Genomic DNA, 14,118 nt, shown 5'->3' on the forward strand with positions numbered 1-14,118 from the left:
GGCGGTCGGGCGCCGGGAGTTTTGCGAGGCACCTCGCAAGGCGGCCGGCCTGTCGCCGGCCGCCTCTTGGAGGCGGAAGCTAGGGCGTCAGATCAGCTTGGCCATGGCCACGGCGGTGTCCGCCATGCGGTTCGAGAAGCCCCATTCATTGTCGTACCAGCTGAGCACGCGGACCAGCGTGCCGTCGATCACGGCCGTTTCCAGGCTGTCGACGGTCGAGCTGCGCGGATCGCTGTTATAGTCGATCGACACCAGCGGCTCGTCCGAATAGCCGAGCACGCCCTTGAGCGGGCCTTCCAGCGACGCGGCCTTCAGCAGCTCATTGACTTCCTGCACGGTGGTCGGGCGCTTGGCGTCGAACTTCAGGTCGACGACCGAGACGTTCGGGGTCGGCACGCGCACCGACGAACCGTCCAGCTTGCCCTTGAGTTCGGGCAGAACCTCTCCCACGGCGCGGGCGGCGCCGGTGGTGGTGGGGATCATCGACAGGGCAGCGGCGCGGGCGCGGCGCATGTCCTTGTGCAGCTGGTCCAGCGTGTTCTGGTCGTTGGTGTAGCTGTGGATCGTGGTCATGAAGCCGCGCTCGATGCCGATGGCGTCATGCAGGACCTTGGCCAGCGGCGCGAGGCAGTTGGTGGTGCAGCTGGCGTTCGAGATCACCACGTCGTCGGCGGTCAGCTGGTCATGATTGACGCCGAACACCACGGTCCGGTCGACGCCGGTGGCCGGGGCCGAGATCACGACGCGCTTGGCGCCGGCGGTCAGGTGGGCGCTCGCCTTCGCCTTGTCGGCGAAGATGCCGGTGCATTCCAGTGCGATGTCCACGCCCTGCGCGGCGTGCGGCAGGTTCGCGGGGTCACGCTCCGCCGTGACGGCGATGCGCTTGCCGTTGATGACCAGCGCGTCTCCATCCACGCTGACTTCACCGGCGAAATTGCCATGGACGCTGTCACGCTTGAACAGCAGGGCATTGGACTGGGCGTCACCCAGGTCGTTGATGCTCACCAGTTCCAGATCGTGGTCGGTGCGCGAAAGAATGGCGCGCGCCACCAGACGGCCGATGCGGCCGAAACCGTTGATTGCTACCTTCGTTGCCACTGCACTTGTCTCCCGGTTTTACGGTTGGTTTGAATCTAGTCAGTCGAGCGCCGCCACGATCTTCGGCGCGATCTTCGCGGCGGTCAGGCCGAAATGATCGTACAGGGCCTCCGCCGGAGCCGAAGCGCCGAAGCTGTCGATACCGAAACGCAGACCCGCAATGCCGGTATAGCGTTCCCAGCCGAAGGTCGTGCCAGCCTCTATGGAGACGCGCAATACGTGGTGGGGCAGAAGATCTTCCTTATACGTATTCGGCTGCGCCTCGAAATGCGCCCAGCTGGGCATGGAGACGACGTCGGCGCCGATGCCCTGCTCTTCCAGCAGCGCAGCGGTGGCGACGGCGATCTCGACTTCGGAGCCGGTGGCGATCAGCACCACCTTGCGGTCGGCGGTCGCGGCCTTCAGACGATAGGCACCCTTGGCGCAGAGATTTTCCGACGCCTTTTCGGTGCGAAGCTGCGCCAGATTCTGACGGGTCAGCGCCAGCACCGACGGGCCTTGCGCGTCCTTGAGCGCCAGTTCCCAACATTCCGCCGTCTCGACCACGTCGGCCGGACGATAGACGTCGAGATTGGGGATCATGCGCAGCGACATGACATGCTCGATCGGCTGGTGGGTCGGCCCGTCCTCGCCCAGACCGATCGAGTCATGGGTCAGCACATGGATGGCGCGGGTCTGCTGAAGCGCGGCCAGACGGATGCCCGCGCGCATATAGTCGGAGAAGACGAGGAAGGTGCCGCCATAGGGAATGACGCCGCCGTGCAGCGCCATGCCGTTCATCGCGCAGGCCATGCCGAACTCGCGAATGCCGTAATAGACGTAACGACCCGAATAATCGTCCTTCGTCAGCGGACCCGTCGACTTGGTCTTGGTGTTGTTGGAGCCGGTAAGGTCCGCCGAACCGCCCAGCGTTTCGGGCAGCAGGTCGTTGATCGCGCCCAGCGCCAGTTCGCTCGCCTTGCGGGTCGCGACCTTCTGCGGATTGGCGATCAGGCTGTCGATATAGGCTTCGAGCGAGAAATTGGCCGGCAGTTCGCCAGCCATGCGGCGCGAAAATTCAGCGCCCTTTTCGCTGTTCGCCAGACGGCCTTCCCACTCGGCGCGAACGCCCTCGCCCTTGGCGCCGATGGCGGCCCAGGCAGCGGCGATATCCTGAGGGATGACGAAAGGTTCAGCCGTCCAGCCGAGGAACTCGCGCGCCGCAGCGACTTCGGCCTCACCCAGCGCCGAACCGTGAACGCCCGACGTGCCCGCCTTGTTGGGCGCGCCATAGCCGATCTTGGTGGCGCAGGCGATCAGCGAGGGACGCGGATCGGCCAGCGCTTCATCGATGGCGCGGCGCACGTCGGCGACGTCATGACCATCGCACGACACGACATGCCAGCCGGTCGCGGCATAGCGGGCGCGCACATCCTCGCTGCTCGACAGGTCGACCGAACCGTCGATGGTGATCTTGTTGTCGTCCCACAGCACGATCAGGCGGCCGAGGTTCAGGTGGCCTGCCAGACCGATGGCTTCATGGTTGATGCCTTCCATCAGGCAGCCGTCGCCTGCCAGCACCCAGGTCCGGTGATCGACCAGATCGTCGCCGAACTGCGCGTTCAGATGCCGCTCGGCAATCGCCATGCCGACGGCGGTGGCCAGCCCCGAACCCAGCGGCCCGGTGGTCGCTTCCACGCCCGCCAGCTCGAAATTCTCCGGATGCCCGGCGCAGGGGCTGCCCAGTTGACGGAAGTTGCGGATATCATCCATCGTGGGATGCGCATAACCCGTCAGGTGCAGCAGCGAGTAGATCAGCATCGACCCATGGCCCGCCGACAGCACGAAACGATCGCGGTCGGCCCATTTCGGCGCCTTGGGATCGAACTTCAGATAATCGCCGAACAGCACGGTGGCCACGTCGGCCATGCCCATCGGCATGCCCGGATGGCCGCTGTTGGCGGCCTGAACCGCGTCCATGGAGAGCGCCCGGATGGCGTTGGCGAGGGACTTTTCGGAAACGGTCATCGAAGCGGCGTCTTTCCTGCTTGTCGGCGGCCCCCTGTTAAGGCCAGCGAATCGAAATTGCGCCCCCTTTGTCGAGTCAGAACCTATGCGTCAACCGTGGGTGGCCCCGGGGGTGCGCCAAGCCGCCCCCAACTCGCCCAATGACTGCTTTTGCACGGTGAAAACTTTGTTTATGCCAGGGGCTATGGCAAGCGACCGAATGATGAAGGCGATCGCCGCACTGGAGCGTGCGGTCAGCCAGCTCGAACAGGATGTTAATGGCCTTTTGTCGGCCGCTTCCTCCGAATCCTCTTCCGGCGTGGATGCCCTGGCCGCTCGCGCCGCGCTCCAGTCGCTGGATACTCTCATCACCGAACTGAAGGGGCAGAAGGGTGGCTGAAACCACGTTGCACATCGCCGGGCGCGTTTACGACATACGCTGCCGCGACGGCGAGGAGGCGCATCTCGCGCATCTCGCCAACCTGATCGAGCGCAAGGCGCGGCTGGCTCAGCAGAACACGCCGGGACTGACCGAGGTGCGCACCCTGCTGTTCGCGGCCCTGTTCCTTGCCGATGAGCTGAACGACCTCAAGCGCGAAGCGATCGGCCGCCAGCAGAGCCTTGCGCTCGAGCCGGAGGACGAACCGGCCGTCCGCGCGCTCGAATCTCTTGCCGCGCGCATAGAAAAGCTGCGGGGCAGTCTTGCCGCCGCAGCGCCGCAAGCCTAAATAGAGCAGCGACGGGCACTGCGCGGTACGAGCTTTAGCGAACATCCCTGAGGCGATAATCACATCCAAGGGGACTGTCCCTGGGCGGGCTCCGGCCCGATCTACATGGTTCCCACCTGACGTTGAGGCGTCAGAGGATTTTCCAGCACACGGCCGAGGCGGTCCCGTCACCCTCCTCCCCCAAACGAATCAGGCCTTTCATGAGCGACGACACCGACAAGACGACGCTGCGCGCCAGTGCGCGGGAAAAGCGGCGGGCTTTCGTGTCCCTGCTCGACCCGCTGGCCCACCGGCTGGCCTTCAAGGTGATCCCCTCGCCGCTTGCCCAGCGACTGGCGGACGCGCAGGTGGTGGCGCTCTATATGGGGCTGGACGACGAGGCGCCCGCCCAGCGACTGGCGGCGCCGTTGCAGGCCATGGGCAAGACCATCGCGCTGCCCCGCGTGCTGGATCGGCTGGGGTCGATGGATTTCCTTCAGTGGCAGCCCGACGAGCCGCTCCAGCCCGGCCCGTTCCGCACCAGCCATCCCGAACCGGGCGCCGGGCCGGTCGTGCCCGATGCGATCATCGCGCCGCTGGTCGGCTTTGACCGGGCGATGAACCGGCTGGGCCAGGGCGGCGGCTATTATGACCGCGCCTTTGCCCGTTATCCCGATGCGCTGCGGATCGGCCTTGGCTGGTCGGTGCAGGAACAGGAGAGCGTGCCGGCCGATCCCTGGGATCTGCCGCTGCACCTGATCCTGACCGAAGTCGAACTGATTGAAGGCGTCTGAAGGGATGAGCATCGATCCTCGCCATGTTTACAAGCCAAGCTGGCGCAAGCCTGCGGGCATGTTCATCATATTGGGGCTGATCGCGCTCTGGGCGGTGCTGGTGGGCAGCCTGTCGGGACTGATCGGCAAGCTGCCTGTGATCGTGCAGGTGCCGGTCTATGTCTTCCTCGGCCTGATCTGGATCTGGCTGCTGCCGCTGAGACGCCTGCTCTCATGGATGGAAACGGGGCGCTGGCGGCGTTTCTGATTCCCGCTCCGCGTGCCCTGGCGAAATCACAGCCTATGCCGGGACGATGAGGATGGAGTAAGATCACTCTCACTGAAAAGAGTGGCGCGAGTGACGGGGCTCGAACCCGCGACCTCCGGCGTGACAGGCCGGCGCTCTAACCAACTGAGCTACACCCGCGCAGGGCGGCATCTTGTCGCAGCCCGTGAAGGGCCACCAGACGATGCTATCTGAAAAACCTTCCACTTTTCGTTCGGGAAAAGTGGCGCGAGTGACGGGGCTCGAACCCGCGACCTCCGGCGTGACAGGCCGGCGCTCTAACCAACTGAGCTACACCCGCGTTCGGTGTGGGCGGGCATCTATGCGGCCCCGTTCCCCCTGTCAACCGTCTGCAACATGAGTTTCTTGGCTTTCGTCATTTTCTTTGCGCGGGGACACCGTCAGCGTGCCGCGCTCGAACAGGAAACCGGCAATATCCGGGGTCCCGGCCGCCGATACCACGGTCTGGATGATGATCAGCAGCGGCACGCCCAGCAGCGCTCCCGGCGTTCCCCAAACCCACCCCCAGAAGGTCAGCGACACCAGAATCAACAAGGGATTCATGGTCAGCCGCCGCCCCAGAATCGTCGGCGTCGCAAAATTCGCCTCGACCAGATGAAAACCGATCTGAAGCGCGGCGGGCAGCAACGCCTTCCACACATCGTCGAACACCATCAGGCCGCCCAGCGCCAGCAGCACCGCCGCCAGCATCGGGCCGAAATAAGGCACGAAGTTCAGCAGCGCAACGATGCCGCCCCACATCAGCGGCGAAGGCATGCCGATCAGCCAAAGCGCAAAGGCGACCGCCAGCCCCAGACACAGATTGATGGTGGCGATGGTCAGCACATAGGCCGACGTCGCATCGACCACATTCTGAATCACCCGCGCGACCGCCATGGCGCCGTCGAAACTGCCCCGGCTGTTGATCGTCCGCCGCCGCAACCGCGTCCATCCTGCCAGGAAGAAGTAGATGATGAGCAGAGCGAACACCATCTGGATGATCGCCGCAGGGGCCGACGTCGCGGCAAATTGCAACAGCGAGCGGGGCGCATCCACCGCCGCCGTCTGCGCTGCGGCAACGGGTCCGGTCGCCAGCATCCGTACCGTCTCATCGACGAAACGCTGAAGCTGCGAATAGAAGTCGATCAACGGCGCGAGATTGCTCTGAATCTTGGGCAGCCGCTCCGGCAGTAGCCGGAACCAGTCCGCAGCCGGCACGACGATCAGCACCAGCGCGGTATTGGCCACCACCAGAAAAGCGATCAGCGCCAGCAACGCGGCAATGGCCGAGGGCACTCGCCGCCGCTCCATCCACTCCAGAAAGGGCACCAGCGCGATCGCGATCACCAAAGCAGCGGTCAGCGGCAGGAAAAATTCAGCCCCTTCCTGTAAAGCGAAGGGCAAGGCGAGGATCAGGCCGATCCCCGTCGTCAGCGCGATCGACGCCAGCAGACGGTCCCGCCGCCGGTTGATCTCCTGCTGTTCCTGAGGTGTCACGCCTGAAAAATCCCTGCCGCCGTCCCATTTGTGCATCGGCGGCACCAGTCCGTCAATTTGCGCCGGTCAATTTACATCAGCGAAACAGAAGGATAGCAAGGGAAACAAGGCCTTAACCAAATCTTCGGCACTTGGCTGCCACATTCGGACAGAACAGGGAGTCGGGGGACTGCATGAAATCGGGGGTTTGGCTCATCGCTCTCGCCTGCGCGCTGGCGCCGCAGACCGGGCTGGCGGGGCAGGACATCAGGCTGGATCGGCAGATTTTCGTGGAGCGGGTCAGCACCGACATTAACGGCCGGGCGCGCCGGACGCTCGAAAGCGCCGACCGTGCCGGATCGGGCGATCAGCTGATCTTCGTCGTCAACTTCCGCAATGAAGGCAATCGCCCCGTGCGCGGCCTTGCCGTCACCAATGCGGTGCCGCGCGGCACGCAGCTCGATCTCAGCGATCCCGCCATGCAGGTGTCGGTCGATGGCGGCGCCCATTGGGGGCGGCTGAGCGATTTCTGGCTCCCGACCCCGCTGGGCGGCACGCGCCGGGCGGTCCCTGCCGACATCACCCATGTCCGCTGGACCGTTCCGCAGGAGCTTTCCCCCGGCGAAAGCGGCCGCCTCAGCTATCGCGCTACTGTCCGTTAGTCCGCGAACAGCAGAACCGGCGTCTCCAGCAGCTTCCTGACCGCCTGCACGAAACTTGCCGCATCCCAGCCGTCGACCACGCGATGGTCGCAGCTGATCGACAGGTTCATCAGCTTGGCGGGCACCACTTCCCTGCCGCGAAAGACCGGCCGTTCGATGATCCGGTTCGGCCCGATGATCGCGACTTCCGGCCGGTTGATGACCGGCGTGGTCGCGACGCCGCCCAGCGGTCCCAGCGAGGTCAGGGTCAGCGTGGAGCCGGACAGTTCCTCGGACTTCGCCTTCCCGGTGCGGGCGGCATCGGCCAGCCGCCCGATCTCCGCCGCAAGCTGCCAGACGTTGCGGTCCTGTGCGTCGCGGATCACCGGCACCATCAGCCCCGCATCGGTCTGGGTCGCAATGCCCATATGCACGGCGCCAAAGCGCGTCACCACGCCTGCCTCATCATCATAGCGCGCGTTCAGCATCGGAAATTCCGGCAGCGCCCGACAGATCGCCACGATCAGCAGCGGCAACAGGGTCAGCTTCGGCTTGTCGCCGCGATGGGCGTTCAATTGCTCGCGCATTTCCTCCAGCGCAGTGACGTCGATCTCCTCGACATAGGAAAAATGCGGGATAGCGCGTTTGGAGGCAGCCATATTCTCGGCGATGCGGCGGCGCAGGCCGATGACCTTCACCTCCTCGTCCCCCCGCTTCGCCGACCGCCCGGCCGGCCGATAGCCCTGACCCGATCCGTAGAGCAGGAAAGCATCCAGGTCGGAATGGCGGATATGGTCGCCGTTCGGCTTCACCTGACCGAGATCAATCCCGAGTTCCCTGGCGCGGGCACGAACGGCGGGGGAGGCCAGAACGGCTGCCTTCGCCTCCACCTTCGGCGTCACGGGCACAGGCGCAGCCTTTTCCGGCTCGGCCACAGGGATCGGCGGAGCAATCTCTTCCCGCTCGACGGCCACGGGCGCTTCCGGCTTCTCCGGCTCGGGAACCACGACAACGGGCGCAGCGGCTGGCGCCTCGACAGTGGCCCCTTCCGTCTCGATCTCCACCAGCATCGACCCGATGGCGATCTGCTGCCCCGGCTCTCCCGCCAGCCGGACCACCGTGCCCGCGACCGGGCTTTCCATCTCCACCGTCGCCTTGTCGGTCATCATGTCGGCAAGCGGCTGGTCTTCCTCGACCCGATCCCCGACCTTCACATGCCAGCCGACGATCTCGGCTTCCGCGATGCCTTCGCCGATGTCCGGCAGCCTGAACGTAAACAGCGCCATTTCAGCCTCAGTCCTTCATGATCTTGTTGATGGCTTCGCGAATCCGCACCGGGCCGGGGAAATAGGCCCATTCCAGACTGTGCGGATAAGGCGTGTCGAAGCCGGTCACGCGCTCGATCGGCGCTTCGAGATGGTAGAAGCAGCGCTCCTGCACCTGCGCCATCAATTCCGCGCCAAAGCCGCTGGTCCGCGTCGCTTCATGCACGATCAGGCAGCGGCCGGTCTTCTTCACCGACCTTTCGATGGCCTCGATGTCGAGCGGCACCAACGTCCGCAGATCAAGGATCTCGGCATCCACGCCCATCTCGGCGACCGTGTTCTCCACCACATGGACCATCGTGCCATAACAAAGCACCGTCAGCGCCTCGCCCGCCCGCGCCACCCGCGCTTCGCCCAGCCTTATGCGATAATGGCCCGTCGGCACCTGCGCCGCCTCATGCCCCGCCCAGCTTTTGGCGGGCGTATCGTAATGGCCATCGAACGGCCCGTTATAGATGCGCTTCGGCTCGAAGAAGATGACCGGATCATTATCCTCGATCGCAGCGATCAACAGTCCCTTGGCATCATAGGGGGTCGAGGGGATCACCGTCTTCACCCCGGAGACGTGCGTAAAAATGCCCTCTGGCGACTGGCTGTGCGTCTGCCCCCCGAAAATCCCGCCGCCAAAGGGCGACCGCACGGTCATCGGAGAGATGAACTCCCCCGCCGAGCGATAGCGCAACCGCGCCGCCTCTGAAACGAGCTGGTCCAGCGCCGGATAGATATAGTCGGCAAACTGGATTTCCGGCACCGGCCGCAAGCCATAGGCACCCATGCCCACCGCCACGCCGATGATCCCGCATTCGGTGATCGGGGTGTCGAACACCCGGTTCTTGCCATATTTCTGCTGCAACCCCGCCGTCGCGCGGAAAACGCCGCCGAAATAGCCGACATCCTCGCCCATCACGACCACATCCGGATCGCGGCCCATCATCACGTCCAGCGCACTGTTGATCGCCTGGATCATGTTCATCTGCGCAACGTCACCGCGCGCTTCGATCATCATTTCGTTCGCTTCTTGGGTCACAGGCCAGCCGCCTTCCATTCATCCAGCATCGCCTGCTGCTGTTCCTTGAGGTGCCAGGGCATTTCCTCGAACACATCCTCGAACATCGATTCCATCGGATGGTGCAGGCCATGGCCAAGGATGCCGTTCTTCTCCGCTTCCCGGGCGGCATCGCGGACCATTTCGGCCAGTTCCCTGTCCATCGCCGCGTGCCGCTCCTCGTCCCAGATACCCAGCGTGATGACATGCTTCTTCAGCCGCGCGATCGGGTCGCCCAGCGGCCAGTGGCTGGCCTCGTCGGCGGAGCGATAGGCGCTGGGATCGTCCGAAGTGCTGTGCCCCTCGACGCGATAGGTGAAATGCTCGATCAGCGTCGGTCCGGCATTGGCCCGCGCCCGGTCGGCCGCCCAGCGCGTCGCGGCATAGACCGCCAGCGCATCATTGCCGTCGACCCTGAGGCCCGCAATCCCATAGCCGATGGCCCGCGCCGCGAAGGTCGTCGCCTCGGCTCCGGCAAAGCCCGAAAAGCTGCTGATCGCCCACTGATTGTTCACCACATTCATGATGACGGGGGCGCGATAGACGCTGGCGAAGGTGCAGGCCGAATGGAAGTCGCCCTCTGCCGTCGAACCCTCGCCGCACCAGGTCGCCGCGATCCGCGTATCCCCCCGCGCCGCGCTGGCCATCGCCCAGCCCACCGCCTGCGGATATTGCGTCGTGAGGTTACCGGAGATGGAGAAGAAGCTGGCGTCCCGCGCCGAATACATGATCGGCAGTTGGCGTCCTTTCAGCCGGTCGCCCTTGTTCGAATAGATCTGGTTCATCATGTCGATGATCGGCCAGCCGCGCGCGATCAATATGCCCTGCTGACGATAGCTGGGGAAGCACATGTCGTCATAGGCCAGCGCCGCCGCCGCCGCGATCGACACCGCCTCCTCACCCTTGGACTTCATGTAGAAGCTGGTCTTGCCCTGCCGCTGCGCCCGGAACATGCGCTCGTCAAAAGCCCGCGTCAGCGCCATCGCCCGCAGCATCTTGAGCAGCGTTTCCGCCGGCAGTTTCGGGTCCCAGGGTCCTACCGCGACGCCATCCTCATCCAGCACGCGGACCAGCCCATAGGCCAGATCGCGCATCTCGCCGGGCTGCGCCGCCTCGTCCGGCCGCGCCTGGGCGCCGGCCGGGGGAATGTCGAAATCGCTAAAGTCGGCGGTGTCGCCCGGCCGGAATTTCGGTTCCGGCACATGCAGTCGAAGCGGGGACAGATTGCGCCCCGACTGGTCCCTTCCAGCGTCCGAATTGATCGGGTCGCTCATCCTGCCTCCTATTGTGCATTGCAATAATATTGCTGAGCGCAATTATTATATTACAACGCACACAAAGGCAAGCCTTACTGACCCATTTCGTCGCAAGCCCCGTCCGGGCGGTCAGACCGCGACCGGCGCCGCGATGTGCCTTTGTGGCGCGTAATCAACCACTTCAAAGTCCTCGATTCGATAATCGAAAATAGAGGAAGGTCGCCGATTGATCCGCAATTTGGGTTTGCCGGACGGATTTCGACTGATCTGCTCCTCCACCAGATCGGCATGGTTGAGGTAGAGATGAACGTCGCCGCCCTGCCAGACGACCTCGCCCGGCTCCAGATCGCATTGCTGCGCCAGCATCCGGGTGATCATCGACAGGCCGAAGATGTTGAAGGCAAAGCCCAGACCCAGATCACAGCTTCGCTGGAACAGCAGCCCGTTCAATCGCCCATTGGCGACCTGAAACTGATAGGTCATGTGACAGGGCGGCAGCGCCATGCGCGCCACTTCCGCGACGTTCCAGCCCGTGAACAGCAGGCGGCGCGACCCCGGATTGGTGCGGATCGCCGCGACCAGATCGGCAATCTGGTTATGCCCCTGCGCCGCCTTCCGATAGAGGCCGTCCCCGGCCTCCTCATAGCGCGGCCAGTTCACCCATTGCGCGCCATAGACCGGCCCCAGATCGCCCCAGCGCAGCGCGAACGCTTCATCCTCGATGATTCGCGCCTCGAAAGCGTCCCGGTCGATGTCCTCGCCCGTAGCCCGCCGATAGGCATCGAGCGGCCAGTCGGTCCAGATATGCACGCCCTGCCGCACCAGTTCGCGGATATTGGTGTCGCCGGTCAGGAACCACAGCATCTCCCGCGCCGCGACCTTCCAGTAGACGCGCTTGGTGGTCAGCAGCGGCACGGCATCGTCCGCCAGCGAAAAGCGCATGGTCGCGCCCAGGATCGAGCGCGTCCCCACGCCCGTCCGGTCGATCCGCTCGTCACCTTCCGTCCAGATCCGCCGCATCAGGTCCAGATATTGCTGCTCATAATGGGGCGCGGACGAAGAGGGCTGGCTGGTCAAGGCAAAGGCTTTCCGAGTCTGACGAAATTTCCCATCCTGTAGCCGAGCGCCCTTCCCACGCCAAATGGTGCAAAATGGAGAGGATTGTGCGCATTTTCCTCGAAAAGGGATCAGGCTCCGGGCTGCCACCTGCCTGATCCCGGCGCATTCTCGCCCGAATGGCGAGCGCAGCATCCTTGCATCTCTTGATCCTTGACGATGAATGGCGGCCGCTGGATCGCGTCGCGGCCAGTGAGGACTGGCGTGCCACCATCGCCCTGCTGCTGCGGCGCGACAGTCGCTGGATCGCGATCGAACAGCGGCGGCCGTACGCCCCTCTTCCGCAATGGACCGACATCCGCCTCACCCGCTGGCTGTCAAGGCGGCTGCGCCCGATGGAAATTGCGCTGGCGGATCATGTGATTCACAGCGGAACGGCGCGCTTCAGCTTCCGCGAAGCCGGGCTGCTGTAACTCTCTCAAAAATTTCTTCATCCGCCGCTTGCCAGCCGGAAAAGCCGCCTCTATAGGCTGCGGCCTGCCCAGCGGGACCGCCTCAGAACGGACCTGCTATCGGTCGGGGAGTAGCTCAGCCTGGTAGAGCACTGTCTTCGGGAGGCAGGGGCCGGAGGTTCGAATCCTCTCTCCCCGACCACATATTTCTTCATCCATCGAGGGATCGTTTGAGAAATCGCGCAAGAGCGATTTCCGAGGCGGAAGCAACGCGCCGATGGCGCATTCTCAAACAGGCTCTGAGAGCATGCTGCGCATCAGAGCGCCGCAACAAAAATGCCCCGACAGCCTGCGAAGGAAGGCGGGGCAGTTTTGGGGTCGCACTAACAGGCGTTCACCTGCGAGTGGCTAGACTGCGGGGCGAGGCAATGGTTCCCCCCGCCCCCGACATATTTCCCGATGCCGTGCCATAATGGCACAGCCTTCCCCCGCTTCAGCCGATCATCATCAGGCTGGCATTGCCGCCCGCCGCGGTCGTGTTGATGGAGGTCGACACTTCCTCCAGCAGCCAGTCGAGATGATAGGCCCCACCAGCCGTCTTGTGCGCCGCATGGACGCTGACGATCGGGCCCGGCATGGCGGCCACGGCTTCCATCGCCGCTCCGATCCGCGACGCATCTCCTTCGACCAGCGCAGCGGCGAACGGGCCGTCAGGCTCCCGCGCAAAGGCGGCGGCAATGGTCGCCGGCAGGCCCTGCGGCAGAGCCATGCCCTGAAGCACGCCGCGATTTCCGGTCGCCAGCACGGCGGCCATCTGTTCCAGCAAGCCTTCGCGCGTTTCGGGCTGCATCCAGATCTGCCCGCGCGGGTGCAGCGCGTAGAGATTGCGCTCGCCCACCGGCCCCGGCAGCGCCCGTTCGACGCCCAGCGCCGATGCATCGCCATAGCGCCGCGCCATCGCCGCCGCCGTCGTTTCGCCCTGCGCCTCCAGCCAGTCGGCAAAGTCCTGCAACGGCGAATCCAGATGCCCGGCCCGCTCGGCAAAGACCGGCGGCGACGCCACCAGCCGTCCCAGATAGAGCGGCCCGCCCGCCTTGGGGCCGGTCCCCGACAGGCCGCGCCCGCCAAAGGGCTGCACCCCGACGATCGCGCCGATGACGTTGCGGTTCACATAGAGATTGCCCGCCTTCACCCGCGCCGTGACATGGGCGATGGTGTCGTCCAGCCGCGTGTGCAGGCCAAAGGTCAGCCCATAGCCGGTTGCGTTGATCGCATCGATCAGCTGCCCCAGCCGGTCGCGGCGGTAGCGGATCACATGCAGCACCGGCCCGAACACCTCGCGCTTCAGCTGGGCGATATCGGCGATCTCGATGATGGTCGGCGGCACGAAGCTGCCATGGGCCGTTTCTTCGGGCAGAGCCTGCTGCTCCACCGGCAGGCCCAGGGCACGCATCGCTTCGACATGCGCCTCGATCCCCGCCTTCGCCTCATCCGTGATGACCGGGCCGATGTCGACCGCCAGCCGGTCCGTCCGGCCGATCCGCAATTCCCGCAGCGCGCCCTTCAGCATCGCCAGCGTCCGGTCGGCAATATCCTCCTGCAGGCAGAGGATGCGCAGCGCCGAACAGCGCTGCCCCGCGCTGTCGAAGGCGGAGGCAATGACGTCGGCCACCACCTGCTCCGCCAGCGCGGAACTGTCGACGATCATCGCATTCTGCCCGCCCGTTTCAGCGATCAGCGGGATGGGCCTGCCCGCAGGCGACAGGCGCGACGCCAGTTGCCGCTGGATCAGCCGCGCCACTTCGGTCGATCCGGTGAACAGCACGCCCGCAACCTGCGGCGCACCCACCAGCGCCGCCCCAATCTCTCCGGCGCCGGGGATCAGTTGCAGCGCATCGCCCGGCACTCCCGCCTCATGCAGCAGGCGCACCGCCTGGGCCGCGATCAACGGCGTCTCTTCGGCTGGCTTGGCCAACACCGGATTGCCTGCAACCAGCGCGGCAGCGACCTGACCGGT

At 64.9% G+C, this 14,118-nt stretch carries 14 protein-coding genes and 3 tRNA genes; 7 read left to right on the top strand and 10 right to left on the bottom strand.

Annotation, left to right across the window (positions count from 1 at the left end):
• Positions 1–87: 87 nt before the first annotated feature.
• Both gap and tkt read right to left on the bottom strand, forming a co-directional pair.
• Positions 88–1,098, bottom strand: a complete 1,011-nt coding sequence (gene gap / locus ACFC3J_RS15470; protein ID WP_375197020.1) for a type I glyceraldehyde-3-phosphate dehydrogenase — start codon at positions 1,096–1,098, stop codon at positions 88–90.
• Positions 1,099–1,137: 39 nt separating this feature from the next.
• Positions 1,138–3,105: a transketolase gene (tkt, locus tag ACFC3J_RS15475; RefSeq protein WP_375197021.1), complete on the bottom strand. Its 1,968-nt coding sequence runs from the start codon at positions 3,103–3,105 to the stop codon at positions 1,138–1,140.
• A gap of 199 nt (positions 3,106–3,304) precedes the next feature.
• On the opposite strand from tkt, the gene ACFC3J_RS15480 reads away from it, so the two are divergent.
• The 4 genes from ACFC3J_RS15480 (at position 3,305) to ACFC3J_RS15495 (ending at position 4,832) form a co-directional block, all read left to right on the top strand.
• The gene (locus ACFC3J_RS15480; protein WP_192666673.1) at positions 3,305–3,484 is read left to right on the top strand and encodes a hypothetical protein; all 180 of its coding nucleotides are present in this window, start codon (positions 3,305–3,307) and stop codon (positions 3,482–3,484) included.
• Entirely contained in the window at positions 3,477–3,812 is a 336-nt protein-coding gene (locus ACFC3J_RS15485; protein ID WP_192666542.1) for a cell division protein ZapA, read from the top strand. Before ACFC3J_RS15480 ends, ACFC3J_RS15485 begins: the two co-directional genes overlap by 8 nt.
• Before the next feature lie 200 nt (positions 3,813–4,012).
• Positions 4,013–4,585, top strand: a complete 573-nt coding sequence (locus ACFC3J_RS15490; protein WP_375197022.1) for a 5-formyltetrahydrofolate cyclo-ligase — start codon at positions 4,013–4,015, stop codon at positions 4,583–4,585.
• A 4-nt stretch (positions 4,586–4,589) separates the two neighbouring features.
• Positions 4,590–4,832, top strand: coding sequence for a DUF2842 domain-containing protein (locus ACFC3J_RS15495; protein ID WP_375197023.1), 243 nt, complete (start codon positions 4,590–4,592; stop codon positions 4,830–4,832).
• An 82-nt stretch (positions 4,833–4,914) separates the two neighbouring features.
• Here ACFC3J_RS15495 and ACFC3J_RS15500 read toward each other — a convergent pair.
• The 3 genes from ACFC3J_RS15500 to ACFC3J_RS15510 form a co-directional block, all read right to left on the bottom strand.
• Positions 4,915–4,991 (bottom strand) — tRNA-Asp (locus ACFC3J_RS15500).
• Between the two features lie 83 nt (positions 4,992–5,074).
• Positions 5,075–5,151: transfer RNA gene (locus ACFC3J_RS15505), tRNA-Asp, on the bottom strand.
• Positions 5,152–5,192: 41 nt separating this feature from the next.
• A complete protein-coding gene (locus ACFC3J_RS15510) occupies positions 5,193–6,383 on the bottom strand; it encodes an AI-2E family transporter (protein ID WP_375197031.1) in 1,191 nt (396 codons plus the stop codon).
• A gap of 137 nt (positions 6,384–6,520) precedes the next feature.
• Between ACFC3J_RS15510 and ACFC3J_RS15515 the strand changes: the two genes are divergently transcribed.
• Positions 6,521–6,988: a hypothetical protein gene (locus ACFC3J_RS15515; protein ID WP_375197024.1), complete on the top strand. Its 468-nt coding sequence runs from the start codon at positions 6,521–6,523 to the stop codon at positions 6,986–6,988.
• Here the strand turns inward: ACFC3J_RS15515 and ACFC3J_RS15520 are convergent.
• The 4 genes from ACFC3J_RS15520 to thyA form a co-directional block, all read right to left on the bottom strand.
• Positions 6,985–8,253 carry a dihydrolipoamide acetyltransferase family protein gene (locus ACFC3J_RS15520; RefSeq protein ID WP_375197025.1) on the bottom strand — a complete coding sequence of 423 codons (1,269 nt, stop codon included), beginning with the start codon at positions 8,251–8,253 and terminating at the stop codon, positions 6,985–6,987. The genes ACFC3J_RS15515 and ACFC3J_RS15520 overlap by 4 nt on opposite strands.
• 7 nt (positions 8,254–8,260) lie before the next feature.
• The gene (locus ACFC3J_RS15525) at positions 8,261–9,265 is read right to left on the bottom strand and encodes an alpha-ketoacid dehydrogenase subunit beta (RefSeq protein ID WP_375197032.1); all 1,005 of its coding nucleotides are present in this window, start codon (positions 9,263–9,265) and stop codon (positions 8,261–8,263) included.
• A gap of 50 nt (positions 9,266–9,315) precedes the next feature.
• On the bottom strand, positions 9,316–10,611 hold the full coding sequence (locus tag ACFC3J_RS15530) for a 3-methyl-2-oxobutanoate dehydrogenase (2-methylpropanoyl-transferring) subunit alpha (protein ID WP_375197026.1): 1,296 nt from the start codon (positions 10,609–10,611) through the stop codon (positions 9,316–9,318).
• 111 nt (positions 10,612–10,722) lie between these two features.
• Positions 10,723–11,670: a thymidylate synthase gene (thyA, locus tag ACFC3J_RS15535; RefSeq protein ID WP_375197027.1), complete on the bottom strand. Its 948-nt coding sequence runs from the start codon at positions 11,668–11,670 to the stop codon at positions 10,723–10,725.
• A 176-nt stretch (positions 11,671–11,846) separates the two neighbouring features.
• Here thyA and ACFC3J_RS15540 point away from each other — a divergent pair, with 176 nt between their 5' ends.
• Complete coding sequence (locus ACFC3J_RS15540; RefSeq protein ID WP_375197028.1) at positions 11,847–12,122, top strand: JAB domain-containing protein; 276 nt, start codon at positions 11,847–11,849, stop codon at positions 12,120–12,122.
• Between the two features lie 104 nt (positions 12,123–12,226).
• Positions 12,227–12,303, top strand: a tRNA-Pro gene (locus tag ACFC3J_RS15545).
• 291 nt (positions 12,304–12,594) lie between these two features.
• Here ACFC3J_RS15545 and ACFC3J_RS15550 read toward each other — a convergent pair.
• Positions 12,595–14,118 (bottom strand): L-glutamate gamma-semialdehyde dehydrogenase (locus ACFC3J_RS15550; RefSeq protein WP_375197029.1); only part of this gene is annotated, 1,524 nt, incomplete at its 5' end.

Origin of the sequence: Sphingobium sp. (assembly GCF_041987595.1) — a bacterium.
Lineage (GTDB): Bacteria > Pseudomonadota > Alphaproteobacteria > Sphingomonadales > Sphingomonadaceae > Sphingobium.

Coding starts and splice junctions, on each gene's coding strand:
- tkt (WP_375197021.1), bottom strand. CDS start 3,105: ATGACCGTTTCCGAAAAGTCCCTCGCCAACGCCATCCGGGCGCTCTCC.
- ACFC3J_RS15480 (WP_192666673.1), top strand. CDS start 3,305: ATGATGAAGGCGATCGCCGCACTGGAGCGTGCGGTCAGCCAGCTCGAA.
- ACFC3J_RS15490 (WP_375197022.1), top strand. CDS start 4,013: ATGAGCGACGACACCGACAAGACGACGCTGCGCGCCAGTGCGCGGGAA.
- ACFC3J_RS15495 (WP_375197023.1), top strand. CDS start 4,590: ATGAGCATCGATCCTCGCCATGTTTACAAGCCAAGCTGGCGCAAGCCT.
- ACFC3J_RS15510 (WP_375197031.1), bottom strand. CDS start 6,383: ATGCACAAATGGGACGGCGGCAGGGATTTTTCAGGCGTGACACCTCAG.
- ACFC3J_RS15515 (WP_375197024.1), top strand. CDS start 6,521: ATGAAATCGGGGGTTTGGCTCATCGCTCTCGCCTGCGCGCTGGCGCCG.
- ACFC3J_RS15520 (WP_375197025.1), bottom strand. CDS start 8,253: ATGGCGCTGTTTACGTTCAGGCTGCCGGACATCGGCGAAGGCATCGCG.
- ACFC3J_RS15525 (WP_375197032.1), bottom strand. CDS start 9,265: ATGAACATGATCCAGGCGATCAACAGTGCGCTGGACGTGATGATGGGC.
- ACFC3J_RS15530 (WP_375197026.1), bottom strand. CDS start 10,611: ATGAGCGACCCGATCAATTCGGACGCTGGAAGGGACCAGTCGGGGCGC.